This window comes from Achromobacter sp., assembly GCF_050285565.1.
Classification (GTDB): domain Bacteria; phylum Pseudomonadota; class Gammaproteobacteria; order Burkholderiales; family Burkholderiaceae_B; genus Achromobacter.
Window position 1 is genome coordinate 150255 of record NZ_JBLZXG010000008.1, and the last position, 24237, is coordinate 174491.

23 protein-coding genes and 1 tRNA gene are annotated in these 24237 nt (G+C 59.2%); 16 read left to right on the forward strand and 8 right to left on the reverse strand.

Annotated features, from left to right (window positions below; genetic code table 11):
• Positions 1-13: 13 nt before the first annotated feature.
• A complete protein-coding gene (locus tag ACN6O8_RS18235; protein ID WP_427992406.1) occupies positions 14-973 on the reverse strand; it encodes a GlxA family transcriptional regulator in 960 nt (319 codons plus the stop codon).
• Between the two features lie 12 nt (positions 974-985).
• Positions 986-1555, reverse strand: a complete 570-nt coding sequence (locus ACN6O8_RS18240; protein ID WP_427992407.1) for a cysteine hydrolase family protein — start codon at positions 1553-1555, stop codon at positions 986-988.
• 234 nt (positions 1556-1789) lie between these two features.
• Between ACN6O8_RS18240 and ribD the strand changes: the two genes are divergently transcribed.
• On the forward strand, positions 1790-2911 hold the full coding sequence (gene ribD, locus ACN6O8_RS18245; RefSeq protein WP_427992561.1) for a bifunctional diaminohydroxyphosphoribosylaminopyrimidine deaminase/5-amino-6-(5-phosphoribosylamino)uracil reductase RibD: 1122 nt from the start codon (positions 1790-1792) through the stop codon (positions 2909-2911).
• Here ribD and ACN6O8_RS18250 read toward each other — a convergent pair.
• Both ACN6O8_RS18250 and ACN6O8_RS18255 read right to left on the reverse strand, forming a co-directional pair.
• Positions 2908-5361, reverse strand: coding sequence for a hypothetical protein (locus tag ACN6O8_RS18250; protein WP_427992408.1), 2454 nt, complete (start codon positions 5359-5361; stop codon positions 2908-2910). The genes ribD and ACN6O8_RS18250 overlap by 4 nt on opposite strands.
• Positions 5348-6598: a DUF3142 domain-containing protein gene (locus ACN6O8_RS18255; protein WP_427992409.1), complete on the reverse strand. Its 1251-nt coding sequence runs from the start codon at positions 6596-6598 to the stop codon at positions 5348-5350. The genes ACN6O8_RS18250 and ACN6O8_RS18255 overlap by 14 nt, the downstream gene beginning before the upstream one ends.
• A gap of 829 nt (positions 6599-7427) precedes the next feature.
• Between ACN6O8_RS18255 and ACN6O8_RS18260 the strand changes: the two genes are divergently transcribed.
• The 8 genes from ACN6O8_RS18260 (at position 7428) to ACN6O8_RS18295 (ending at position 16237) form a co-directional block, all read left to right on the forward strand.
• A complete protein-coding gene (locus tag ACN6O8_RS18260) occupies positions 7428-9344 on the forward strand; it encodes a PrkA family serine protein kinase (RefSeq protein WP_427992562.1) in 1917 nt (638 codons plus the stop codon).
• A 12-nt stretch (positions 9345-9356) separates the two neighbouring features.
• On the forward strand, positions 9357-10616 hold the full coding sequence (locus ACN6O8_RS18265) for a YeaH/YhbH family protein (protein WP_427992410.1): 1260 nt from the start codon (positions 9357-9359) through the stop codon (positions 10614-10616).
• Positions 10613-12163, forward strand: coding sequence for a SpoVR family protein (locus tag ACN6O8_RS18270; RefSeq protein WP_427992411.1), 1551 nt, complete (start codon positions 10613-10615; stop codon positions 12161-12163). Before ACN6O8_RS18265 ends, ACN6O8_RS18270 begins: the two co-directional genes overlap by 4 nt.
• Before the next feature lie 152 nt (positions 12164-12315).
• Positions 12316-12406: transfer RNA gene (locus ACN6O8_RS18275), tRNA-Ser, on the forward strand.
• Positions 12407-12486: 80 nt separating this feature from the next.
• Entirely contained in the window at positions 12487-13743 is a 1257-nt protein-coding gene (locus ACN6O8_RS18280; protein WP_427992412.1) for a tyrosine-type recombinase/integrase, read from the forward strand.
• A 113-nt stretch (positions 13744-13856) separates the two neighbouring features.
• Complete coding sequence (locus ACN6O8_RS18285) at positions 13857-14192, forward strand: hypothetical protein (protein WP_427992413.1); 336 nt, start codon at positions 13857-13859, stop codon at positions 14190-14192.
• Between the two features lie 257 nt (positions 14193-14449).
• On the forward strand, positions 14450-15517 hold the full coding sequence (gene mobV, locus ACN6O8_RS18290) for a MobV family relaxase (protein WP_427992414.1): 1068 nt from the start codon (positions 14450-14452) through the stop codon (positions 15515-15517).
• 18 nt (positions 15518-15535) lie between these two features.
• Entirely contained in the window at positions 15536-16237 is a 702-nt protein-coding gene (locus ACN6O8_RS18295; protein ID WP_427992415.1) for a hypothetical protein, read from the forward strand.
• A 44-nt stretch (positions 16238-16281) separates the two neighbouring features.
• Here ACN6O8_RS18295 and ACN6O8_RS18300 read toward each other — a convergent pair whose 3' ends face one another.
• The gene (locus tag ACN6O8_RS18300; protein ID WP_427992416.1) at positions 16282-16998 is read right to left on the reverse strand and encodes a hypothetical protein; all 717 of its coding nucleotides are present in this window, start codon (positions 16996-16998) and stop codon (positions 16282-16284) included.
• Between the two features lie 71 nt (positions 16999-17069).
• Here ACN6O8_RS18300 and ACN6O8_RS18305 point away from each other — a divergent pair, with 71 nt between their 5' ends.
• A complete protein-coding gene (locus ACN6O8_RS18305; RefSeq protein ID WP_427992417.1) occupies positions 17070-17288 on the forward strand; it encodes a helix-turn-helix domain-containing protein in 219 nt (72 codons plus the stop codon).
• An 894-nt stretch (positions 17289-18182) separates the two neighbouring features.
• Here the strand turns inward: ACN6O8_RS18305 and ACN6O8_RS18310 are convergent.
• Positions 18183-18746, reverse strand: a complete 564-nt coding sequence (locus tag ACN6O8_RS18310) for an HTH-like domain-containing protein (RefSeq protein ID WP_427992418.1) — start codon at positions 18744-18746, stop codon at positions 18183-18185.
• 173 nt (positions 18747-18919) lie between these two features.
• On the opposite strand from ACN6O8_RS18310, the gene ACN6O8_RS18315 reads away from it, so the two are divergent.
• A complete protein-coding gene (locus tag ACN6O8_RS18315) occupies positions 18920-19207 on the forward strand; it encodes a hypothetical protein (RefSeq protein ID WP_427992419.1) in 288 nt (95 codons plus the stop codon).
• A 740-nt stretch (positions 19208-19947) separates the two neighbouring features.
• Here the strand turns inward: ACN6O8_RS18315 and ACN6O8_RS18320 are convergent.
• Positions 19948-20190, reverse strand: coding sequence for a helix-turn-helix domain-containing protein (locus ACN6O8_RS18320; protein WP_427992420.1), 243 nt, complete (start codon positions 20188-20190; stop codon positions 19948-19950).
• A gap of 113 nt (positions 20191-20303) precedes the next feature.
• Between ACN6O8_RS18320 and ACN6O8_RS18325 the strand changes: the two genes are divergently transcribed.
• Positions 20304-20498 carry a hypothetical protein gene (locus ACN6O8_RS18325; protein ID WP_427992421.1) on the forward strand — a complete coding sequence of 65 codons (195 nt, stop codon included), beginning with the start codon at positions 20304-20306 and terminating at the stop codon, positions 20496-20498.
• Positions 20495-21400 carry a hypothetical protein gene (locus tag ACN6O8_RS18330; protein WP_427992422.1) on the forward strand — a complete coding sequence of 302 codons (906 nt, stop codon included), beginning with the start codon at positions 20495-20497 and terminating at the stop codon, positions 21398-21400. The genes ACN6O8_RS18325 and ACN6O8_RS18330 overlap by 4 nt, the downstream gene beginning before the upstream one ends.
• A gap of 297 nt (positions 21401-21697) precedes the next feature.
• Here the strand turns inward: ACN6O8_RS18330 and ACN6O8_RS18335 are convergent, their stop codons facing one another.
• Positions 21698-22510: a NaeI family type II restriction endonuclease gene (locus ACN6O8_RS18335; protein WP_427992423.1), complete on the reverse strand. Its 813-nt coding sequence runs from the start codon at positions 22508-22510 to the stop codon at positions 21698-21700.
• Positions 22511-22594: 84 nt separating this feature from the next.
• On the opposite strand from ACN6O8_RS18335, the gene ACN6O8_RS18340 reads away from it, so the two are divergent.
• The 3 genes from ACN6O8_RS18340 to ACN6O8_RS18350 are packed head-to-tail and all read left to right on the forward strand — an operon-like array spanning position 22595 to position 24165.
• Complete coding sequence (locus tag ACN6O8_RS18340) at positions 22595-22789, forward strand: plasmid-related protein (protein WP_427992424.1); 195 nt, start codon at positions 22595-22597, stop codon at positions 22787-22789.
• Positions 22786-23751: a DNA cytosine methyltransferase gene (locus ACN6O8_RS18345; protein ID WP_427992425.1), complete on the forward strand. Its 966-nt coding sequence runs from the start codon at positions 22786-22788 to the stop codon at positions 23749-23751. Before ACN6O8_RS18340 ends, ACN6O8_RS18345 begins: the two co-directional genes overlap by 4 nt.
• 12 nt (positions 23752-23763) lie before the next feature.
• Entirely contained in the window at positions 23764-24165 is a 402-nt protein-coding gene (locus tag ACN6O8_RS18350; protein ID WP_427992426.1) for a very short patch repair endonuclease, read from the forward strand.
• The last annotated feature ends 72 nt before the right edge of the window (positions 24166-24237 follow it).

Sequence of the window (24237 nt, forward strand, 5' to 3'; positions counted from 1 at the left end):
AGCCGCCCGGCCGCTACAGCGCCGCCGAGCGTGCCATGCTGGGCGTTTGCGGCTGGAACCGGCGCCACACGCGGCGCAGGTGCTGGGCCGAACCGAAGCCGGATTTTTCCGCCACCAACTCCAGGTTCAAGCGCGTTTCGCGCAGCATGTCGCGCGCCAGCGCCACGCGTATCTGATACAGGTAGTCCATCGGCGTGCAGCCGGCGTGCTCGCGGAACAGCCGCGTCAGGTGGCGCGGGCTGGTGTGGGCCTGCTCGGCCAGTGACTGCGCCGACCACGGCGCCGCCGGGTTGCGCACCACCGCGTCCTGCACCCGGTGCACGCCCGGATGCAGGTGGTTGCGGTGTTCCAGCCACGGCGACAAGGCCGAATCGGTGCCGGCGCGGCGCTGGTAGACCACCATGTCGCGCGCTACCTCGCTGGCCACGCGCGGGCCGCAATGGCGCGACACCATGTGCAGCGCCAGGTCGATGCCGGCGGTGATGCCGGCGCTGCTGACCAGGTTGCCGTCTTCCACGAAGATGCGGTTGTCGTGCAGCCGGGCGCTGGGATCCAGGTCCGCCAGTTGCGCCAGGCAACTGTGGTGCGTGGTGCATTCGCGCTGGCGCGTTAGGCCGGCCGCGGCGGCGAACAGCGCGCCCGCGCATACGGTCATCAGCGTGAAGCCGTCGGCGGGATGACGCGCCGCCAGCCAATCGATGATCAGGCGCGCTTCGGGCTCATCCAGGCGGATGTGCTTGCCGACCACACCGGACACGATCACCAACGCCTCGGGCGGCAGTTTCTGCGGCAGCGGTTGGATGTGGGCCAGGTGCAGGCCCGGGATGCCGCTTTCGATTTCCGTCGAGGGGCCGCAGAAATGCTGCGCGAAGGCATCCGGGCATAGCTTGTTGGCGACGCGGAACGCCTCGGCCGGGCCGGCCACGTCCAGCAGCACGATTCCCCGGGGCAGCACGAAATGCACGGGAATCATGGCGGCGCTTTCCTATTGCGCGTCGGCGAAGACGTCGGCGGCGCGGGTGATGCGGGCGAAGCGGCCTTGCAGCACCAGTTCGGTGGCGTCGCGGATCTCAGCCGGCGTGTAGTGCTTGCCGGACGGACTCTGCATCGCGAAGGTCAGCGTCGCGTCGGTCGGGAACAGCACCTTGAAGCCGTCATCGCTGGCGTGGCGGGTGGTGGTTTCGCAGCACTGCTCGGTGCGGATGCCGCTGACGATGAGGCCCTCGATGCCGTGCTTGCGCAGCCAGTCCTGCAGCGTGGCGCCGTCGGCGTCCTTGGCGTAGAGCGAGGAATGCACGGTCTTGTGGAATACCGCGTCGGGCTCGATGCGCAGTTCCTTGAGGGTCTTGACGTGGCCGGAGGCCAACGAGAACGGATTGGCGGGATCGTTGGCGGCGCTGATATGGAACACCTGCAGCACCGGAATGCCGCGAGCGCGGGCGGCGTCGATCAGCCCCTGCAGTTGCGAGACGAATGCCGGGTATTCCGATTCGTCCCAAAACGGACGCCGCCGGAAGGAATCCTGGACGTCGATGACGAGCAATGCTTGTTTCATGGTGGCGCGGCCTCCAGGCCTTGTGATTTCGGAAGATACGTGACGTATTGTGTGCCTGCCCGGGTTCCCGGGCGAGGCCGCCTCCAGACCTGCATCGGCCCAAAACGGACATGGATGCCGAAGCGTTGTAACGATCATAGCGCGGCGGCCGGTGGCGGCGCGGGCAGCGAAGCGCCGCGGACATACAATCCCTGCATGATGATGAACCCCAGCGAATCCGACGACCTGCTCTGGATGCGGCGCGCCCTGGCCCTGGCGCAGACCGTCATGTACTCGACCGCGCCCAATCCGCGCGTGGGCTGCGTCATCGTGCGCGATGGCCGGGTGCTGGGCGAGGGCGCCACCCAGCCGCCCGGCGGCCCGCACGCCGAAGTCTGCGCCCTGCGCGACGCCCAGGCGCGCGGCGAATCGGTGGCGGGCGCCACCGTCTACGTCACGCTGGAGCCGTGCAGCCATTTCGGCCGCACGCCGCCCTGCGTCGACGCGCTGCTGGCGGCGGCGCCGGCGCGGGTGGTGGTGGCGATCGGCGATCCCAATCCGCTGGTCAACGGCAAGGGACTGGCGCGGCTGCGCGAGGCCGGCATCGCCGTCACCACCGGCCTTTGCCGCGAAGAGGCGCTGGCCCTGAACGCCGGTTTCATCTCGCGCATGAGTCGCGGACTGCCCTGGACTTGGCTCAAGATGGCGACGTCGCTGGATGGCCGCAGCGCGCTGCACAATGGCCTGTCGCAATGGATCACCGGCCCCGAGGCGCGCGCCGATGGCCATCACTGGCGCGCGCGCAGTTGCGTGGTGCTGACCGGCATCGGCACGGTGCTCAAGGATGACCCGCAATTGACCGTGCGCAGCGTCGAGACGCCGCGCCCGCCGCGCCGGGCCGTGGTCGATGGCCGCTTCGAGATTCCCGAGGACGCGCGCTTGATCGACGGGGGCGAGGTCATCGTCTTCACGGCCCGCGCCGACGCCGCCAAGCAGGCGCGGCTGCAGGGCCGCAATGTGCGCGTGGTGGCGTTGCCCGCCGCGACGCCCGACCGGGTCGACCTGCCGGCGATGATGCGCTGGCTGGCCGCGCAGCAGGTCAACGAAGTCCACGTGGAGGCCGGCGCCGGCCTGAGCGGCGCCCTGGTCGCGGCCGGTTGCATCGACGAACTGCTGATCTATATGGCGCCGATGCTGCTGGGCGACGCCGCCGGCGTGGTCAGGCTGCCGCTGCTGGAGCGGCTGGACGCCGCGCCGCGCTACGAGTTCATCGAGGCGCACCGGGTGGCCGCCGACCTGCGCCTGCGGGCGCGCGTGCCCGAGCATTGGCGCGGGCTGCTGCGGCGGGTCGAGCTGCCCGCCGCCGAGACACCCTAGCGCCGTTTGCCGCCGGCCGGCGCGCCATTGCGCCAGGCCCAAAGCGTGGCGCCGAGCGCGGCCAGCGCCAGCAGGCCGCCGGCCAGCAGGATGCCTGGATGCTGCTGGCGTGCGCGCTCCCAGGCTTTCCAGGCCTGGATATAGTGGAAGCGCGCGGCCGATTGGAAGTCCGGTTCCGGACAGTCGCGGCCGAAGGAGCCGCTGAAGGGAACCTGGGCGCCCTGGTCCACATAACGCAGGTAGATGGCGGTGGCCCGTTCCGGCGTGTCGTCGATGACGTAGCGGGCGCCGCGGCACAGCACGGCCGCGAACGCTTGCGAGCGGGTCGGCAGTTCGTCGGCCGCTTTCATCGCATAGTCGGCGGCGATCTGGCGGTAGTGGTAGCGCACGTTCGGCCGGGCCTCGCTGGCTGCGTAGCGCGCGCGTTCCTCTTGTGTCACGTAGGGGCCGGGCAGGTCGGCCTCGGCCCGTTGCAGCGGGGTGGCCAGCGGTGTGCCGGCATCGGTGCGGGCCTCGCGCCACCACGGATTGGCGTCGCGGCCGGCGCCGCCCGAATAGTTGCCGTCATAGACGGCATAGTCCGGTCCCTGCTCGTAGCCCATGATGCGCATGCCGTCGCGGCGCGCCAGCGTCGCGGCGGTGTACCAGGCCTGGGCGCGGGTGGTGCGGCCCCAGGCGTTGCCGGCGGCCCGCAGGGCGTCGCCGTATTGCGCGGCGCGCTGGCGCACATCGGATTCGCGGATCTTCCAGTCGCCGCCGTTGTAGTCGAGCGAGGCGAAGCGCGGATCGGCATCCGCGGGAAAGTAGGGCAGCGCGTCGGCCACCCGGTTGTCGCGCACCAGCCGCCGCGCCAGCAGTTGACGCAGGCGGTCGTGCGAGGGCGGCTGGTTCAGCCGGCTCCATTCGTAGAACTGGTCGGGCGTGTAGCGCTCGAAGCCGGGCGGCCGCGATGGGGCGGGCGGGGCCGGCGGCAGCTGGTCGACATAGGCCTTGAGTTCCGCCGTCGTCAGCACGCGTTCAGCCACGTAGGCCGCGTCATTCCAGTAGGGCGACAGCGGCCAGCCTTCTTCCGGCGCCGCGGCGCCGTCGCGCGCCGCGGCGGCGCGGTACAACTGGTCCAGGGCTTCGACGTACTGGCCGCGCGACAGCGATAGCACGCCCTGTTCGCCCTTGAGCAGTGCGCCTGCTTCCGGTTCGACACTGCCGTCGGCGCGCGGGAATGCCGCGACCGCGCGGGCATAGGCCTGGGCGGCCAGCGCGTTGTCGCCGCGGCGGATGGCCAGCTTGGCCCGTACCCACCAGGCCAGCGCGGTGTCGAGCCGCTCGGCCAGGCTTTGCGCCAGATCGTAGCGGCCCACGCGGTAGGCCAGCGCGGCGACCCGGTCGGCATCGGCGATGCGGCGCGGATCCTGGGTCTGCAACGCGGCCACCAGCGCTTGCAGCGCCGGGTTCGGCGCCACGTTGGGCGCGCCGTCGGCGGCATCGGCCAGGCTCAGCCGGCCGGTGCGCTCGAAGTTGGCGAACGGATCGCGCGCGCTGTCGGGCTTGCCGTCGACGATATCGCCGATACGGGCCAGGCCATAGGCCACCAGCAGGCGCTGGCCGACCGGATCGTCGATCAGCCGGGCGGCGCGCGCCGGCGCGGTCAGCGCCCAGTCAGCCATCAGGCGCAGCGATTCGCGGCCGCTGATCGAGTCGCGCGCGGCCTGGGCGGCATACAGGCGCACGGCCTGTTGCAGATTGGCCGGCGCGACGGCGTCCAGGCAGGGCGTGGCGTTGATCACGTCTTCGTAGCCGCATTGCCCCAGGCTGCCGTGCAGCGACAGGCGCGCTTGCTGGCCATAGCTGGCGACGGCCAACCCAAGCGGGTCGGGGGCGCCGTGCAGCGCCAGCTCGCGCACGCGGGCGTAGCCGCGCGCAGCGGTGCCCGTGTCCCCGATTTCCGCCAGCAGGTAGGCGGCCCAGACGCTGCGTGCCGCGGCCTGCCCGGCGGGCAGGTCGAGGATGGCTTGCAGACGTTGGCGCGCGCGTTCCCAACGGTGTTCGTCGGGGGCCTGCGGCGCCGTGCGGTAGTCGACCGCGGCGGCGGCATAGAGGCGGACGGCTTCGGGCAGGCCGGCGCCCGCGGCATAGGCCTGTTCGCCGTCGGGACGCGCGCGCATCGCCGCGACCTGTTCGCGCTGTGCCGCCGTGAGCAGGGGGTCGTAGGCTTCCGGTATGGCGTCGGCGCGGTAACTGCCGTCCGGCAGCAGGGGGGACTCGTTGGCGCGCAGCGCATCGGTGGCGGGCACCAGGCGCGCCGCTTCATAGGCGAACGAATTGGCGGGCGTGCCTTGCAGCGTGCCCGCGCGGTCGTCCAGCAATTGTGGCGGGAAGTCGGGGCCGCAGGCGATGACGATGCCGGCGCCGGCCAGCAGTAGGGCGGCGACGAGCGTTTTACGGTTGTACATGGAGGCTCGGGGTTGCGCAGTCACAGCGGATCCATCCTATGGCGCGTTCGGCGCCGGCGCGCAGCAGGCCATCCTGCGCGCGGCGAAGATACCTGCCCTGGCGATCGTATTCAAGGGTGTAGCCGTTGATGCCGTCGGCCGCGTCGCAGCGGGGATCCAGCCGGACGGCGAAGGGTAGCGGCGTGTCGGCGTTGCCCCGATTGGCCAGCAGCACGTCGCGCGCGCCGCCGGGGCCGGGCGGATTGGCGGCGACCGTCAGCGCTGGCGCCAGGGGTTGGCGCGCCAGCACTGCGCGCCAGGTCGGCAGGCTCCAGGCGCGGGTGTCGGCCTGCGTCGGCAGGCGGAACCAGACGATGCCCGTCAGGCCCGCCGGCGGTTCGTGGTCGAGCGCGCGAACGAAGGCCGCAAGCGCGTCGGGCGCGACCAGCAGCTCGGCCGAACGGTCGCCAGGCATCAAGGCCGGCCGTTCGCTTTCGATGGCGGCGATGCGGCCGTGTTCGTCCCAGGCGACGCGGCTGCCGTACGCCGGCAGCGCCACCCGCCATGGCTTGTCGGTGCGGCGGGCGTAGGCATCGAGCCAGGCGCGTGCGCGTTTGGGATCGAACAGCAATCCCTGCGCCGGGTTCAGCACGGCATGAACCTGCAGCACCGTTTCGTCGGGCACCGCCAGCAGGCCGGCCAGCGCCGGGCTGTTCAGCCAAGTGGGCAGTGCCGTGATCGACAGCGGCAGGCCGGGCGGAAGGTGGGGCTTGAGGCTGGCCAGCAGCGCGGCATAGGCGGGCAAGCGGGCGGTGGCGCAGTCGTAATCGATTTCCAGGCCGGCCAGGGTGATGCCGGCGCCGCGCCAGGCGGCGAGCGTGGCGGCGGCGCGTTCGGCGATGCCGGCCTCGCCCAGATCGCCGACGCGGCCATCGAGCCGCAGTACCAGGACCACCGGACGGCCGCTCGCGGCCAGCGCCGCCAGATCGGGCGCCGCGTCGAACCATACGCCGTCGGCGCGCAGTTCGGCCGCCAGCACTCGCCACGACCGCAGCATGGCGGCGCTATCGTTCAAGGCCTGCACCAGCGCCGGTGTCCAGCGCCGCTGCCAGACATAGGCATCGTTGGGCAAAGGCGGCGTGGCGCGTTCGCAGGCGGCCAGCAACAGCAGGCCGCACACGGCCGCCAGACGCCGGCAGCGCAGCAACACGCGGTCGATGCGTGACCCTTGCGAGGCAGGGCGCGAGCGTGGCGGCATGGTGTGCGGGACAGCGTTTGAAAAACGGCGCGGGGCGTGGCCTCGACGGATGCGTGATTCTATCCTTGAAGGCGCAAGGGGTATTAGCACTCGGCCCGGCTGGCTGCCAGAGGCTGCCGCGATCGCGCATGGCGTCTGGCCGCGGAGCCTGTGTCCGCGCGCCTCGCGGCCTGATCGCAACAAGTTTTGGAACGATTTTCGCGGACGCGGGCTAAGGGGCGTCGATGGTTTTCTTTTTTTACTGCTCGGCCGCAAATGAATTGCCACAAAACCGTCAATTGGGCTTAGCATAAAGCCCATGACTTGGCGCTACGCGCGCATGGCCCGCTCCGTGACCCGCCACGCGCCCTCGTCACCACGGATTCCAGTATCGCGTACCGGCGCTTTCAAACACACCGGATCGATGCTTGCTGAACGCAGTCGCTGCGGCGCCGTTCAGACCGTTCGCTGCCATCGCATAGCGAACGCACCGGGCTTGCGTCCGGATCATAAGAATCCACCGGGATATCGCTCATCCCTTCAAATCATTGCTGACCATTTCATGCGTGGCCGCGTCATGCGCCCGCGCTACAGCGATATGCTGAAGGCATACGAGTGAACTTATTCACGTTGGTTGCAATCCCTGACGGAACTTGTGTTCGAAGGGTGCAGCCTAAACGGAAAGGGCCCGATCGTGCTTCTGGTTGATGTGTGGCGAAAGCAACATACCACCGTGCCGACATTGCTTATGGCGAGATTGTCTAGTCACGCCCAAGCACTGGGGACACAATGGGGACACGTAGGGACGTCATGGCTTTTTCGCGTGTTGTAGGAGGTTTCCGTGCAAAACATCGTCGAAGGCTTCAAGTCGCAGTATGCAAGAGAGCAGGAGTCAGAGCTTTCCCTCGAGGAATATCTGAACCTCGCCAAACGTGATCCGATGGCATACGCCAGCCCCGCTGAGCGCATGCTGGCGGCGATTGGCGAACCTGAAATCGTGGATACGCGCAACGACCCACGTCTTTCCCGTTTGTTTTCCAACCGGACCATTCGGCGCTATCCGGCGTTCCAGGAGTTCTACGGCATGGAGGACGTGATCGGGCAGATCGTGGCGTTCTTCAAGCACGCGGCGCAGGGACTGGAGGAGCGCAAGCAAATCCTCTATCTGCTGGGGCCGGTGGGCGGCGGCAAGTCGTCCATTGCCGAACGCCTGAAGTCGCTGATGGAGACCTATCCCATCTACGCGCTCAAGGGCTCGCCCGTGAACGAGTCGCCGCTGGGCCTGTTCCACCCGGAACGCTTCGGCGACACGCTCGAAAAAGAATACGGCATTCCGCGCCGCTACCTCAGCGGCATCATGTCGCCGTGGGCGGTCAAGCGCCTGAAGGAGTTCGACGGCGATATCTCGCAATTCCGCGTGGTGCGCCTGAACCCGTCGGTGCTGCGGCAGGTGGCGATCGCCAAGACCGAGCCGGGCGACGAGAACAACCAGGACATCTCCTCGCTGGTCGGCAAGGTCGACATCCGCAAGCTCGACCGCCATTCGCAGGACGACCCGGACGCCTACAGCTATTCCGGCGGCCTGTGCCTGGCCAACCAGGGCTTGCTCGAGTTCGTGGAAATGTTCAAGGCGCCGATCAAGATGCTGCATCCGCTCTTGACGGCGACGCAGGAAGGCAACTTCAAGGGCACCGAGGGTTTCTCGGCGATCCCCTTCAACGGCTGCATCCTGGCGCACTCGAACGAGTCGGAATGGCAGACCTTCCGCAACAACAAGCACAACGAGGCGTTCCTCGACCGTATCTATATCGTCAAGGTGCCTTACTGCCTGCAGGTGTCGGAAGAAGTCCGCATCTACGAAAAGCTGCTGCATCACAGCTCGCTGTCGACGGCGCCGTGCGCGCCCGGAACGCTGGACATGATGGCGCAGTTCTCGGTGCTGACGCGGCTGAAGGAGCCGGAGAATTCCAGCATCTACTCGAAGCTGCGCGTGTACGACGGCGAAAGCCTCAAGGACGTCGACCCGAAGGCCAAGGCCCTGCAGGAGTACAAGGACTACGCCGGCACCGACGAAGGCATGAACGGGGTGTCGACGCGCTTCGCGTACAAGATCCTGTCCAGCGTCTTCAATTACGACCAGACGGAAGTGGCGGCCAATCCGGTGCATCTGATGTACGTGCTCGAACAGCGTATCGGGCGCGAGGACTATCCGGAGGAAATCCGCCGGCGCTACCTGGAGTTCATCAAGGGCTTTCTGGCGCCGCGCTATGCCGAGTTCATCGGCAAGGAGATCCAGACCGCCTATCTGGAGTCGTACTCGGAGTATGGCCAGAACATCTTCGACCGCTACGTCACGTTCGCCGACTGCTGGATCCAGGACGAGGAGTTCCGCGACCCGGAAACCGGCGAGAGCTTCGACCGCAGCGCCTTGAACGACGAACTGGAGAAGATCGAGAAGCCGGCCGGCATCGCCAATCCGAAGGACTTCCGCAACGAGATCGTGAACTTCGTGCTGCGGGCGCGTGCCAACAACAATGGCCGCAACCCGACCTGGACCAGCTATGAAAAGCTGCGCGAAGTGATCGAGAAGAAGATGTTCTCGAACACGGAAGACCTGCTGCCGGTGATTTCGTTCAACGCCAAGGCCTCGGCCGAGGACAAGTCGAAACACCAGAGCTTCGTCGACCGGATGGTGGAGAAGGGCTACACGGAAAAGCAGGTCAGGCTGCTGTGCGAGTGGTATCTCCGTGTGAGGAAGTCTTCCTGAGCGAGGTGAATCATGAATTCACTGATCGATCGCCGTCTTAACGGGCGCAACAAGAGCGCGGTTAACCGGGAGCGCTTTCTGCGGCGTTACAAGGACCAGATCCGCAAGGCGGTCCACGGCATGATCCGCGACCGCTCGATCCAGGACATGGATCAGGGCGGCGAGATCAACCTGCCCGCCCGCGATATCTCCGAGCCGACCTTCCGGCACGGCGCGGGCGGCGACCGGGAAATGGTGCATCCGGGCAACCGCGAGTTCGCCAAGGGCGACACGTTCGACCGGCCTCAGGGGGGAGAAGGCCAGGGCGGTTCCGAGCCCGGCGAAGGCGAGGCGGTCGATCAGTTCACCTTCAGCCTGTCGCGGGCCGAATTCCTCAACCTGTTCTTCGAAGACCTGGAACTGCCGCACCTGGCGCGCACCCAACTGGGTGAGGTCAGCCAGAAGAAATGGCAGCGCGCCGGCTACACCACCACCGGTTCGCCCAGCATGCTCAGCATCAGCCGCACGCTGAAGTCGTCGCTGGCGCGGCGGGTGGCGCTGAGCGTGAAGGCGCGCGCCGACCTCGAAGACGCGGAAGAACGCCTGGCCAAGGCCAGGGCGGCGGGCGCGCCCGCCGACCAGATCAAGACGCTGGAGCAGGACGTCGAGGACTGCCGTGAGCGCCTGGCGCGCGTGCCGTTCCTGGATGACCTGGACCTGCGCTACCGCAATCGCGTGTCGGTATCGATCCCGATGGCGCGCGCGGTGATGTTCTGCCTGATGGACGTGTCCGGCTCGATGGACGAAGGCAAGAAGGATCTGGCCAAGCGCTTTTTCACGCTGCTGTACTTGTTTCTGTCACGCAAGTACGAGCACGTCGACCTGGTCTTCATCCGCCACACGGACAATGCCGAGGAAGTGGACGAGCAGACCTTCTTCTACGATCCCAAGAGCGGCGGCACCATCGTGCTGTCGGCGCTGGAGCTGATGCGCGAGATCGTCGAGAAGCGCTATCCGCCCACGGCCTGGAACGTGTACGCGGCGCAGGCCAGCGACGGCGACTCGTTCGGCGCCGACGCGGGCAAGAGTGCGCGCTTTCTGGCCGAGCACCTGCTGCCCGCGTCGCGCTACTTCGCCTATATCGAAATCCCCGACTCGCAGGAGGCGCGCAAGAGCAGCCTGTGGGCCGAGTATGAACAGAAGCTGGAGCCGCACTTCGTGATGCGGCGCATTTGCGAACGCGGGGAGATCTATCCCGTGTTCCATGACCTGTTCAAGAAGGAAACCGCATGAATGCCATCCTGGGCGCACTCGTGGAGCCGGAGTCGGCCGGCAGCCCCCGACCGCTGTCGCAAGGTTCCGAATGGACGTTCGAACTGATCCAGTCCTATGACGACGCGATCTCGCAGGTCGCGCGCGAATACGGGCTGGACACCTATCCGAACCAGATCGAGGTCATCACGTCCGAGCAGATGCTGGACGCCTATGCGTCGGCGGGCCTGCCCATCGGCTATCCGCACTGGTCGTATGGCAAGGAGTTCATCCGCAACGAGCAGTTCTACCGGCGCGGCATGCAGGGCCTGGCCTATGAGATCGTGATCAACTCCAACCCCTGCATCGCGTACCTCATGGAAGAGAACTCCATGACGATGCAGGCGCTGGTGATCGCGCACGCCTGCTACGGCCACAACTCGTTCTTCAAGGGCAATTATCTGTTCCGCCAGTGGACCGACGCCGACGGCGTGCTGGACTATCTGGTGTTCGCTCGCAAGTACGTGATGGATTGCGAGGACCGCTACGGCATCGACGCGGTGGAGGCGCTGCTGGATTCGTGCCACGCGCTGTCGCACCACGGCGTGGATCGCTATAAGCGGCCGGCGCCGATTTCGTACAAGGAAGAAGCCGCGCGCCAGGCCGAGCGCCAGGAGCACGCGCGCATGCAGTACAACGACCTGTGGCGCACGTTGCCGCGGCTGGAGGCCGACAAGGACGAGCGCGTCGCCGCGTCGGTGTTCCCGCCCGAGCCGGAAGAGAACCTGCTGTACTTCATCGAGAAGTACTCGCCCAAGCTGGCGCCGTGGCAGAAGGAGCTGGTGCGCATCGTGCGCAAGATCGCCCAGTACTTCTATCCGCAAACCCAGACCAAGGTGATGAACGAGGGCTGGGCCACGTTCTGGCACTACACCATCCTGAACCGGCTGCACGAGAAGGGGCTGGTCAACGACGGCTTCATGATGGAGTTCCTGCAAAGCCACACCAACGTCGTCAGCCAGCGCGGCTTCGATGAGCGCGGCTACGGCGGCATCAACCCGTATGCGCTGGGCTTCGCGATGATGTCGGACATCCGCCGCATCTGCGAAAAGCCCACCGACGAGGACCGCCGCTGGTTCCCCGACATCGCCGGCGGCGACTGGCTGAAGACGCTGGACTTCGCCATGCGCAACTTCAAGGACGAATCGTTCATCTCGCAGTACCTGTCGCCGCGCCTGATCCGCGAGTTCCGCTTCTTCGCGATCTCCGATCACCAGGCCAATCCCAAGCTGGAAGTGGCTGCCATTCACGATGACGAGGGCTATCGCGACATCCGCCGCCTGCTGGCCGCGCAGCACAACCGCGATAACCAGGTGCCGGATATCCAGGTGACGCGCTTTAACCGCGACACCGACCGCTCGCTGGTGTTGCGGCATCTCAAGAGCCGCGGCCGGCCGCTGGCGGCCGAGGACGCGGAACAGGTCATGAAACACCTGGCGCGGCTGTGGGGGTTCCGCGTGCGGCTGGAGGAAACCGAGGCGGACGGCACGGTCAGCTCGTACCGCGAGCAGGACCCGCCGAGTATGTGATTGGGTCAGGCTGGCCCGGGCGCCGGTCAGCGGCTGTGGCAAAAGGGGACGCAATGGTGTCCCCTTTTACCTTGGCGGCGCCGCCAATGCAGCTTTCTTGCCGATCTGCTAGAATCGCGGATTCGCATTTTCCGCAATGCGTATCCAGATCAGGACAGGTGGCCGAGTGGTTGAAGGCGCACGCCTGGAAAGCGTGTATACGTCAAAAGCGTATCGGGGGTTCGAATCCCCCTCTGTCCGCCAGCTCTTCTAAGTCCTTGATTTTTCAGGGATTTCCAAGAATATGGATCGCAGGATAGGTAGCAAAATGGGTAGCAACACCCGTGAAAATACCTGTCTATGCCCGTGCCGAAACGGGTGTGTACTGCATCCATCTGCGGGTTGATGGCAAGCAAGTCAAGCGAAGCCTACGAACTCGTGACCGTTCCCTTGCTATCCTGCGAGCTTTCAAGTTTTACGAGGCTCTGGGCATGGTCGATCCATCAAAAGTCCGAAAGTACGAAATAGACCTGCAACGGGGCTACATCAAGACGGACGGCACCAAGGAAGATAACGAGCAAGCATTGCTCGCCTTGGGCATGATGGACAAGCTGGGGCATCTGGTGTCTGCCAGCGGTGTCCCGCGCAATGCTCCTATCGAGGAAGAACAACCCAAAGGGTTGCGGCTCTTGGAACTGTTCAGCAAGTTCATGGCAATGAAGAACTTGCAGACCCGTTCGGTTCAGCAATACACAACGAACATCACCGAGTTTGCCGATTTCCTGAAAAATCCGTATCTCTATCGGATAACGGGTGACGATATTACCCGCTATCAAGAGCACTTGAAAAAAGCAGGAAACGAATTAAGAACGATAGACAATAAGGTGTCTGTGATTCGGACGGTGCTTAATTTCGCAATCAAGCATAAGTATCTTTTTGGCGAAAATCCTGCCAAAGATCGCAATTTGTTAAGTGGTCGAGAACGGGCAAAAAGCAGCTATGCCTGCTTTTATCCAGAAGAAATTTTGGAGATATTCAACAGGGAAAGGATGCTTGCCCATAAGAAAAAAGACCCTGATTTCTATTTCTGCCTGATGTTGGAGTTGGTTACGGGATTGCGAGTTGGGGAATTGACTGCATTAAAGAAAGGGCAAATCCTCAAGCACGAAAAGGGGTTTTATTTCGTGCGAATTCTCGATGCCAAAACAAGTGCAGGAGTTCGGGAGGTTCCTATTCCTACTGAAATAATGAGCGAGTTGCAGCCGCTCATTGATGGCAGGAAGTTACCCGATGGGAAGATTTTCAAGTATCGGGAGCGAGAGGGCAAGGGTGCTGGCAATGCCGTAGGGAAAAAATTTGCACGATATTTGGAAGAATTGAAAATCAATCGGGGAAAACTGGTTTTCCATTCTCTGCGGAAATTCTTCAATAATTATATGAAAGAGCAGGAAATTTCCTTGGAAATGAGATGCCAAGTTATTGGGCACGAAGTCGAGGGAACCAATGCTGAAATTTACAGCCAAGATTTTCCGCTGACTGTTATCCAAGATCGGGTTAATCCAGTACAAAAACTTCTGCTGGAAAAAGTCCAGTATGTATAACTACCCCCTAACCCCCTAGCAAGGGGGAATTTTTTGGAAGCATCCCTGCGGGGCTCGCTTGCGCGGTTCGTGCTAAGTACGCCAAGATCGTTCCTCTGATTTTGGGGAAGGATATGGAACATACAGGATGGCGCCTTGAGGGCGATTTTCTCCGCTTCTTGCCAGAAGTGTATGAGGCCGCCCAGCAAAAGAAACTTGATGGACTGCCGCTGCTGACATGTGTTGAGGATGCTCGAAACATCGCTACAGGTGTCGGGGCAGTACTGACTATTATTCAAAACAATGAAATTGACAGGCATCAGGATGATGCTTTGTCTGATTTCATTGTGGATCAGATGATGGGATTGTGCCGCACAGCATTGAGCCTGCTCAACGACAAAATCGAACATACGGCGGATTATCTGTGTGACCAAACCCGAAAGCAGAGAAAAGAAAAGGTGGAGGAGTAACACCGAATTCATCGCATAAGGGAATGGGCCGAGTGTCAAATTTTTTGACAGTCGGAATGGGGGCAAGGGGCCCAGCCCCATCGGTTTTGTTTTTTGGGGAATCCAAAGGGGGAACCCCGTGGCCTACGGAAACCCTGGAGCGCAGCGCAATGGGTTTCCATAGTAGGTGATGGGCTGCATTTGCAGACCGTCCTTGTTTTTTCTTCGTGCTCCGCTAGAATGAATATAAGGGCAAGAAAAATAAGAAGAGAAAACGAATGCGCCAATATGCAATATTAAGAACACAAAAGCTAAAAACTCGCACAAAAATCACGGCAGCGGCTGGGCACAATTTGAGATTGCGGCAGCAATCGAACATCGACAGCAGCAGAACGAAATTAAACGAAATCTTGTTTAATTCGCTCGATGTAGATGTGGCAAGAGCGGCAAGCCTGCAAGATAGACTGACCGAATTTTATGCCAGCTTTGGCATAAAAGAGCGAAAAAACAATGTGCTCATGATGGAATTTGTCGCTACGGCTTCGCCCGGATTTTTCAAAGGAAAATCCATTGAGCAGATCGGCAAATGGGCACTCGATCAGGTTCAGTTCGTAAAGAATGAGTTCGGGCAACAGCTAAAACTTGCTGTCTTGCATATGGACGAAACGAGCCCACACATTCATTTTATGGTTTCAACGGAGATCAAATCGTTGAAGCGATATAAGAATCAGAAAGGCGAATTCCACAAAGAAACTTGGTCATTGAATGCAGATAGATATGACCCCGATTTTCTTGTTGGATTGCAAGATAGATTTGCTGAGCACAATAAAAAATGGAATTTGATTCGCGGGGTTCGCGGGTCAATGCGAAAGCATGTACCCATGAAAAAATTTTACCGTGCTATCGATCTTGCCATGCAAACGGACTATAAGCCGAAAATTGATGAGCTAGTTAATAATGTAGAAATGAGTTTGGGGGAACGACTTAGCATGCAAGTCGTTCGTAGAAAAATCCGCGAATTTTTGATGCCGTATATCAATCTCTTTGCCAAGCAGCAGAAGGCGGCTGCGGCACTGGCAAAGCTGGATTTTCACCGCCTTCAAGAAGAAATCATAGCCGATAGAAATAAATTAAAGGCGGGATTGGCTGAAGTCGATGCGAGAAGGGAGGTTTATAAAGAAGCGATAAACGGCCGTTCATCCGACTATCAAGCTATTGAGTCACTAACAGTAAAAAACCAGAAATTGGAAGCCGAATTGGCACGAATGAAGCGAAAGTATGAATCAGATGATGCAGTTATGCCCGTGCAGCCCGGCTTGATTTCTGGAAAAAATTTGCCAAGATAAAAACAAGAAAGGACAGAAATGAGAAAAATAATAATAACAGCAGCAGCAGTAGGTCTAATTGGGAATGCGCAGGCGGGGCTTAAAGGAGATTCAGTCATGAGCCCAAATGGGGTGGTGAGTTCTGCCACTATTCAACAGAATATGGGTGCTGTGCAAACCCCTGCCATCAGCAGCAGCAATGCCAATGAAGTTCAATGGGGCACCTGCCCATCTGGTTTCACTTATCAGGGTAGTAGTGCTTATCCTCTACAGATTCGCTCTATAACTACTTACTATATGAATGGGCAGCCCACTGGCACATCGGCCAGCGGCTGGACGGATTTAGATAGCTCCTGCACCAAAACTGAAGAGCAAAGCATTGCCTGTCCTAGTGGCTATACAGGGAACCAGCTACAGCGAAGAACAGTAGCAACTAAGGACGGAAGGGGCTATGACTACAGTGCTTGGAATACCTATCAGAACAGTTGTGTATATATTCCTCCTGTCACTTGCAGATTTGACCTGTGGAGGTACATGCTGCGAGAAGATGTTAATCAGAACTCTGTTAGATATTCTTTCTTCACCAATGGAAGTAAAAATGCCAGCTATGCTGGGGCCTCTCCCACTTGGAACGGATATCGCGCTGGAAAATTGAATAGAACCGATTACTTTCAGGACGGAGGAGATTCAGGAAATACTATCGGATATACCAACTACTATGAGATTTGCGGCCCGTTCTAAATCTTAGGTCCACACGAAACGGCCTAGAGCCTTGGAAGGGCACCCTAATTAGCTAAAAGGTTCCGGGTAAATACCGAGATCCAAAAAATGGAAAAGAGGAATGCAGGGACGGCGAGAACCAGAACGGGAGTAGGAACTGAGGACTTGCCCTCAGCCAGCCGTTTTCGGCACCAGGCTTGCATTGGTGAAACGGCAAGAACGGTTCCACCAAGAATGTACGGCCAAGCCAGATTCGGATAGGCATAGCCGTGTCCTGGCAGGTCGATAAATTGGCTCAACCAAGCATAGGTGGGGCCAGTCAGAATCGGAGAGGTTACGAGGCAACCCCAAAGGATGAAGAACACCACATATCCAAAAGAAAAGATGGCGAAAATTGATTTGGCATCAAAACGGGGTGGCGAATTAGCCGCGATCTTCTTGCTGATCCGCTTAGCAAAAAAGTAGCAAAGATAACCAAAGAGCGAAAAACCGCCGATGGTTACTGCGATTGCCCACAGCCCTTCCGACTCCGAAACGATCAAGCGGGGCTGGGCCCAGAGGTAGGCTACAGCACCAAACAGCAAAGTAAGCCCCATAGCCACCCATTCTTTCCGACGGTACTGAAGGAACAGCACCGCAGGATAGGAAACAGTAGCCAACAAGGCGAGCCCTGCCACAATGAGAAAGATTACTCCAGGTCCGGGATTGTCGGGGTCTTTTGCAGTTCGTTGGTTCTCAAGTTCATTGAGGATAAAAAGATCGCGAAGCCAGTTGTCACTCACAGGAAACTCCCGAGGCTATGTAGCAAATAGTCTAAAATCGAATATTCGGAAACAGACTATAGCATGCTTGCATGCTCTATGGTCAACGGTATGAAGTCCTTCGCCGTGAGCTCCAACAGCTACGAGTAGATGCGGGGCTCACTCAAGTTGAACTTGCCAAGAGATTAGGCAAGGGGCAGAGCTATGTTTCGAAGGTCGAACGGGGAGAGCAGTATGTCGACCTTATTGAATTCCTGGATTGGTGCGAGGCATGTAAGGCAGAGCCTGAGAATGTCGTCAGGAAAATCTAATTTCTTGAATAATTAAGGATTAAGCTCGGCCGTCCTTTTTTATTCACTTTCGTGAATATCTTACCCTGCGGGTATTCCTGCTTCGCATTGATCTTTATTTCTCTTCTGTACTGATCTTTTATTCTAATTATGTACTGATATTTAGATGTACAGAAGGGATTTGTTTCACCTTTTCCTCACCGTGCTATCACACGGTTCCGGCAAAGTTTTACCCTAACCCGCAATAAAAGCGAGTTGGGACTTTACCGGGATTCTCCGTGTGATAGCTACCACATAGCACCGGACAGATATAAAGCGACTTTACCTGTTTCGCAGTTCGTAGGGTTTGCTCCTACAGTAGCCGGGTCTGCTGATTGTCTTCCGTGCCGCTTTGCTACTAGTCCATTCTAACGGCTTTGCCCTTGCGGGTTGCAATCTGACAATAGTTCGCTGGCTTATCGTTAAGGAGCTTATTCCTTCGCAGTCACATTTAATTTGACGAGCTTCTGCATTGCAGCTTATTTATTCATTGCTTGGCATTACGGGAATCGGGAAGGGTTTTATTAGATGGGAAACAAATCCCCTAAAAGAAACCATCTAGGCCTCGACGCATTACCGTATGCGATAGCTCTAATCTACAAAAACAAAATCGTTTGTCAAGCCCAAAGAACAAAAAAGCCAGCACAGGGCTGGCTTCGTTGTCGGTAATGCGTCTTCGCTCGATGGCTATTGACATCTATCAATATAAGAAAATAAATCTCTTTGTCAAGACCATAAAAAGGAAAGCCCGAAAAAATTCGGGCTTCCATTACATAACAACATTAACACTGTAGTTGCACAAAGGAGAGAGGCTTCTACAGCATTTTTAAATTAACAAAATAAATTTGCTTGTCAACCTGTAAGATCTTACAGGTATTAGATTTTTTCCTCGACTAACCCGGCAGCCTTCAATCGAGGCCATATTTTTAGCATTTTCTTGAATTCGGTCCCATATGCTTGGCCGATTCCAAGCTCTTCGCAGAACTCTTTACCACTAACCGTCTGAAGTTGTTGGGCATACTTCAAGACTTGGAGGTGTAGCTCTCCTACATAACCATTGCGAGGGGCGCTGTTGATTGCGGCCTTTATGGCAGTAGTGACTTCGGCGGTCATCATGGGGTTTGCTCCTGATTTGTGCATAAAGCACAAATATTTTTGCATAAATATTTTTTTATGACAACCGTTTTGATGCGTGGTAGCATGACGGGTAGCAATTTTTGAGGGGAAAATCACGCCTATGTTGTTGATTTTCCATATGAATTGAAGGTTCTGCGGACTCTCCCCCTCTGTCCGCCAAAAATGCACGTAAGCCCCTGATTTCGTTGAGAAATCAGGGGCTTTTTCTTTGCCGCTTACAAAACGACTATCAAAAATGTGGCGGTTGGCGCTGGAATATCTTGGATCTTTCTGGAAAATTAGTCTAAAATAGGGACGCATCATGGAGTCAGTGCAAGTTCTTTGCCCTGACTCCCTCAAGGCTGAGGCCGTCACGTCCTCAGCCCGCCCTAAGGGCCTCTCGCGCCCGTTCTCCCTTTCCCAAGAAAACTTCCCCGAGCCCGTCGATCGGCGTCGCTATGGCGCGCGTTCGCTCGTCCCATACAAGGAATCATCGTATGAATCGCCAGAGCAGTTCAACGTTCTGCCTTGGCCGCATCGTCGCGACCAAAGGCGCACTCGCCGCTTGCCAGAATCACTCCGTCTCGCCGTTGGATCTACTTCGGCGTCACGCTGCGGAAGATTGGGGCGACCTCTGCATCGAAGACTTGCAGGCGAATAGTCATGCAATCAGAAGCGGGGAGCGCCTACTGTCTGCGTATCGAATTTCGCGACAGGAGCGGATTTGGATCATCACCGAGGCCGATCGAAGCGCGACAACGCTTCTCCTGCCCGAGGAGTACTAAACAGATGCCCAAGACATCGGCAAAGCGAAGCAGGGCGACGGCTGCAAGAGATCGAACAGATGAAAGGCTGCAAAAGACCCTAAGCTTTTGCGCTTTGAGTTCCGATTCTGCATGGTGGTTCGAGGAAGAACACTTCGGGCAGGCTCATTTCTCCCAAGGCGTCTATGCAGGATCGTGCGGGATCTGTTGCCTAAGCTCCGTGCTTGCATTGCATGGCCTTGTGCCGCCGCGTTCGCTACGTGACATGGCTTATCGAACTCGTGGCCTGCCCGCGAGAATATGGCGAGCCCTGGGAGGCTCGTTCTTTACAGGGCTTGGCGCGAAAGAGTTGATGGCGGCGTGTTCGGAGTTGGACCTTCCTCTTCAACTGCGTAACTCGCTCGAGGCAGGTCCGCCGAAGTGCGGGTCGGCGTTCGCGTTGGAACAACTGCTAGAGGGCAGGCTGACAATGATTCAGTTGGTGAGCACGAGTGGTGCCTTCATGAATCATTGGAGCTTGGGTGTTGGCATCGCGAAGATTGGCGCGACGTCGGACATTCACCCCACACAAATCCTGCTCATGGATTCAAGCGCCGAGGCCCCGAAGTCTGGCCATTACAACGCGTGGCTGACGATGATGCCGCGGTCTCGGCGAGGGATGAGGGCTCAACATCCAAGATGGATCTATCGGGTGCCATCCTCTCATCGGGCTGAGGTAAGAATTGCCGCGGCAGTGTCGTTCGCATACGTGGCCTCTTGACTCACTTGCTGCCATCAAGCGGCGCAAGCAGTTCACCCATAGAGACGTTCAAAGCAATGGCGATTCGCTCGATGTTGCAGATAGAGATATTGCGTTCGCCCCGTTCTACCGAGCTTATGTAGTTCACATGTAATTCCGCCGCTTCAGCCACCTTTTCCTGGGTGAGCTTCTGCAGCAAGCGGATGCGTCGCATGTTGGCGGCGAACAGCTGTTGCGCCCCACACTTATACGTTGGGTTGGCCATGTCGGCAGTGTTTCCGACAGGTCCATCCATTTCCACACACTTTAAGTTTGGTTTGGTGTAAATTCGCCTGCTAACCAAACGCAAAGTGTGTATTTCAATCAAATGGAGTCGTCATGAAGTCATCTCATGTGTTGATTGCCCAAGGCATTGTTGTAATCGCTGGATTGGTCGCAGCTCTTGCGTGGTTTGATCGGATTCGCTGCCCGGAGATTCATGGCCAAGCCATGTGCGTCTTGTTTGATCATCAGGCCGACAAGGCTGCTGCGTTCAAGAAAGTGCTTACGGAAATTCCGAGGGGGGTGAAATGAAGTCGTTCAGATGCGCAGGTGCACGAAAGCCCCACATAGTTGCTCTACTGCTCTGCGTGATTCCGACACTTGCCCTGGCGACCACTTCGACCCACTGCTTGCCGGAAGAACAGGTGATCTTCTCGTGCAGCGTGGGCAAGAAGGTGGTGTCGATCTGCGCGAGCGATACCCTAGACCCAGCATCAGGAATCGCGCAATACCGTTTCGGCGCTTTAGGGAAGATTGAGCTCAAGATCCCCACGCAACCGCAGCACCCGACGATGTTCAGTAGATTAGGCGTGATGCGTGGGCCTGCATGGGTAGGCACTCACATACGGGTAGCCAACGGTGAGTATGCCTATACCGTCTATGAGGGGGAGGGGAAGGGTTGGCAGCGTTCAGGGGTGCTCGTTACCAAGAAAGATCAGGCGTTGGCAAATTTGTCTTGCGTTTCGCCTAGGCAAGGGCTCTTCTCCGAAATCGTCTACTCGGATAGCAAAGCCTTCACCATTGAAACGGAAGATCAGATGGAGACGTGGCTCGATACAGTGATTGCCGCGCAAAAAACTGCAGAGAGCTCCAATCAGAAAGCTCAAGCAGGAAATGCCTCGTCCCCCGGAAAGCTCCGTCCAGGGAAGGGAAAGAACTTTGTGTTGGAGGACTTCAATCCGGGGATCATTCTTCCAGCGGCCGTCGCAAATGGGTGTGAAGTTGATTCGCCGCCGAGATTCTCTCTGCGGACAGAGATCGGGACTGTCCATATAGATGAATACAAGTTTCCCTATGGATGCTTCGGGACTACGAAGACTGATGCGCTTTTCGGCGTGGGCTTTGTCATTCCTCAGAACGGAACCTCGCCACTAGGATTCCGCTATCGAGAGGGTGGCCGCAGGGAATTGTTCGAGTTTTTGAGAGGCCATTGAGCCTCTTATGCAAAAGGGGCCTGTCAGAAAGCTCGTTTTCAAGGCATAACATCCGTTCAAGGGGGACTATGTCTCGTCACCTTGGTCTTCAATTGGTTGCTGCAATACCGATGAGGCGGCCAAGCCGATCAAACCTCGTTCAACATGGTATGCATGATCGCCTCGTGCATACCATTGCTTCGAACATCCGATTATTCAGGGCGGGTTGCCCAGGCGCTTAAGTTGACAACAATGGCCAAGACTTGGGTTGTAACGAGTGGGCGGACAAATGTCTGCCCCCGAAAGACTTACCGGCCATCATCGCATCGGCATGCTTAGCCAATCGTCGTTGTTGAATTGGGTGAAACCGTGCCGTACGATCTCCGCCCGGTCCTCCATGTAGGTCGCACATAGCACCTGTATTCCTTCAGCCGCAAGAATCGCCTTCGCTTCTCGCGCCCGCTTGGCAGAATCCCTCTGCTGCGCAACCTGTTCAATGACTGCGCGAGGGATAAGGCGACCCGTCGCGTTCCTGAATAAAGCACAGGTTGCCTGCCTGCCGCTGGAAGCGGACATGATCGCGTTCCGCGCAGCATTAGGCAAGTCCAGCATGAAGTTTCTCGGCATGGGGCCCTGCGCCAGCCAAACAATCTGGCCTTTTCCGAGAGCGGACACGCTTTTCTTTCCGTCTTGGTTCGCACCGTTGGTAAGTACCTCTGGCACCATTCGAAGAATGCCCATGCCGCAGTGGCCGGTGTTGTCATCCCCCGTCACTAGCAGGCAAAGTTGATTCAGGGCCTCCCGCGGGATCATCCAGGTACTGCCGACAGTGAACTTCGTATCCACCTCATGCCCTACGATAAGGTTGTCGAGGGCGTGGCCGCGTTCGAGGCCCAGTTCAGCGCGTAGGACAATCTCGATCTTGGTTCCGATGTAAGTCTTTTCCGTCTTTTCCAGCTCTTCGATGCGGTAGCGTCCGGTTCGAGCCCCGTCGATGACTTCGTCGAACGACTTTCGGATTGCGCGGCCCACGACTCCGAGAAGGTCTGGTTTGCTGATGAGGAAGTCTCGAACTTGAATCAGCCCTTGGTCATAGGGCGCGGGAACGACCGGGTTTTGGACGAGCGTCATTTTTCTTCTAACCAACACGTTGGTAGAAGTATCCGTCCTCCTGCGTGGATACACAAGTGTGTATCCACGTGATAAAGTGCTGGCATGCTGAGGAAAGATGTCGGCCTTCGTATCCGCATAGATCGGGACCTCCGGGACGCCTTCGTAGAGGCGTGCCGGTCACAGGACATGCCTGCGTCTGAAGTGCTCCGCGAGTTCATGCGTACGTACACCCAGCACAACAATTCGCTAGAGGGGCAACTTCCGTTGCCCCTCAATAAAGAAAATGACTTCAAATGAAAAAAACGACCGGACCAACATCCATTGAGATTTGCAGCGGTGCTGGCGGCCAGGCCCTCGGGCTGGAAATGGCGGGCTTTGGCCACGAGGCGCTCGTGGAGATCGAGCCCCCTGCCTGCGCCACGCTGCGCGCCAACCGCCCCGACTGGCGTGTATTCGAGCAGGACCTGCGGACCTTCAACGCCCTTCATTACAAGGGTATCGACCTGCTCGCGGGCGGGGTTCCGTGCCCGCCATTCTCGAAAGCAGGTAAGCAGCTAGGGGCTGACGACGAGCGCGACCTTTTTCCCGAGGCGATTCGCTTGGTTGATGAGTGCCGCCCGCGGGCCGTGATGTTGGAGAACGTGCGTGGTCTGCTCGACGCGGTTTTTGAGGACTATCGCAACAAGGTAGAGAAGCAACTTAAGAAGTTGGGCTATGTGCCCGGTTGGCGTCTCCTCAACGCCTCGGACTACGGTGTATCGCAGCTTCGGCCGCGAGTGATTTTCGTCGGCATCCATAAGGATGTCGCCAGCAAGTTTGCTTGGCCTGAGCCCCATCAGATTGAGCCCCCTACGGTGGGCGAGCTGCTGCACGATCTGATGGCGGAGGGGGGCTGGCGGGGGGCTGACCGTTGGAAGGAGGTGGCTAGCTCGATTGCCCCCACCTTGGTTGGCGGCTCGAAGAAGCATGGCGGTCCCGATCTTGGGCCCACCCGCGCAAAGAAGGCTTGGGCGTCGCTTGGCGTGGATGGCCGCGGCATCTGGGATGCTCCACCCGAGCGCGACTTCGTCGGTATGCCTCGCCTCACGACGCGGATGGCCGCTCGCATTCAGGGCTTCCCGGACGAGTGGGAGTTCTCGGGTAGAAAGACGGCGGCCTACCGTCAGATTGGCAACGCATTCCCGCCGCCTGTCGCTCGGGCCGTGGCGCAGCAGATCTATCTAGCCATCTCGGCACGCCGGGTATTTAAGGTCGCGTGAGGCGGGCAGACGGTGGACAAGATCGCGCCGTCTCGCCGAAGCGCGAACATGCGCGCAATACGAAGCTCGGACACCAAGCCCGAGCTCCTCGTCCGTCGGCTAGTTCACCGCTGTGGTTTCCGTTTCCGGCTTCACCGCAAGGACTTGCCGGGTAAGCCAGACCTCGTATTTCCAGGCCGAAAGGCGGTAATTTTTGTCCACGGTTGCTTCTGGCACATGCATGGATGTCAGAGCGTCCGGGTGCCCAAGTCCAACGTTGACTATTGGCGGCCCAAGCTAATCCGTAACTGTGAGCGAGACGCGCAGCATGTGGAAGCCTTGACGCGGATGGGGTGGCGTGTCTTAACGATATGGGATTGTGAGACTACCAATCTCAGCGTTCTTGAGCAGACGATTAGGCAATTCTTGAGCTAGCACAGAGTGCCAATCGCATCTTTCAGGCCGAAATGTTGGAAGGCAGTGCCGCCGACGGGCTACCGACATGGC

Excerpts from the sequence above, each read along its gene's own strand:
- ACN6O8_RS18330 (WP_427992422.1), top strand. The coding sequence starts at position 20,495 with ATGAAGTCGTTCAGATGCGCAGGTGCACGAAAGCCCCACATAGTTGCT.
- ACN6O8_RS18345 (WP_427992425.1), top strand. The coding sequence starts at position 22,786 with ATGAAAAAAACGACCGGACCAACATCCATTGAGATTTGCAGCGGTGCT.
- ACN6O8_RS18325 (WP_427992421.1), top strand. The coding sequence starts at position 20,304 with ATGAAGTCATCTCATGTGTTGATTGCCCAAGGCATTGTTGTAATCGCT.
- ACN6O8_RS18305 (WP_427992417.1), top strand. The coding sequence starts at position 17,070 with ATGCTCTATGGTCAACGGTATGAAGTCCTTCGCCGTGAGCTCCAACAG.
- ACN6O8_RS18310 (WP_427992418.1), bottom strand. The coding sequence starts at position 18,746 with ATGATGCGTCCCTATTTTAGACTAATTTTCCAGAAAGATCCAAGATAT.
- ACN6O8_RS18240 (WP_427992407.1), bottom strand. The coding sequence starts at position 1,555 with ATGAAACAAGCATTGCTCGTCATCGACGTCCAGGATTCCTTCCGGCGG.
- ACN6O8_RS18295 (WP_427992415.1), top strand. The coding sequence starts at position 15,536 with ATGAGAAAAATAATAATAACAGCAGCAGCAGTAGGTCTAATTGGGAAT.
- ACN6O8_RS18235 (WP_427992406.1), bottom strand. The coding sequence starts at position 973 with ATGATTCCCGTGCATTTCGTGCTGCCCCGGGGAATCGTGCTGCTGGAC.
- ACN6O8_RS18335 (WP_427992423.1), bottom strand. The coding sequence starts at position 22,510 with ATGACGCTCGTCCAAAACCCGGTCGTTCCCGCGCCCTATGACCAAGGG.
- ACN6O8_RS18340 (WP_427992424.1), top strand. The coding sequence starts at position 22,595 with ATGCTGAGGAAAGATGTCGGCCTTCGTATCCGCATAGATCGGGACCTC.
- ACN6O8_RS18270 (WP_427992411.1), top strand. The coding sequence starts at position 10,613 with ATGAATGCCATCCTGGGCGCACTCGTGGAGCCGGAGTCGGCCGGCAGC.
- ribD (WP_427992561.1), top strand. The coding sequence starts at position 1,790 with ATGCGGCGCGCCCTGGCCCTGGCGCAGACCGTCATGTACTCGACCGCG.
- ACN6O8_RS18320 (WP_427992420.1), bottom strand. The coding sequence starts at position 20,190 with ATGGCCAACCCAACGTATAAGTGTGGGGCGCAACAGCTGTTCGCCGCC.
- ACN6O8_RS18285 (WP_427992413.1), top strand. The coding sequence starts at position 13,857 with ATGGAACATACAGGATGGCGCCTTGAGGGCGATTTTCTCCGCTTCTTG.
- ACN6O8_RS18250 (WP_427992408.1), bottom strand. The coding sequence starts at position 5,361 with ATGTACAACCGTAAAACGCTCGTCGCCGCCCTACTGCTGGCCGGCGCC.
- mobV (WP_427992414.1), top strand. The coding sequence starts at position 14,450 with ATGCGCCAATATGCAATATTAAGAACACAAAAGCTAAAAACTCGCACA.
- ACN6O8_RS18265 (WP_427992410.1), top strand. The coding sequence starts at position 9,357 with ATGAATTCACTGATCGATCGCCGTCTTAACGGGCGCAACAAGAGCGCG.
- ACN6O8_RS18315 (WP_427992419.1), top strand. The coding sequence starts at position 18,920 with ATGAATCGCCAGAGCAGTTCAACGTTCTGCCTTGGCCGCATCGTCGCG.
- ACN6O8_RS18255 (WP_427992409.1), bottom strand. The coding sequence starts at position 6,598 with ATGCCGCCACGCTCGCGCCCTGCCTCGCAAGGGTCACGCATCGACCGC.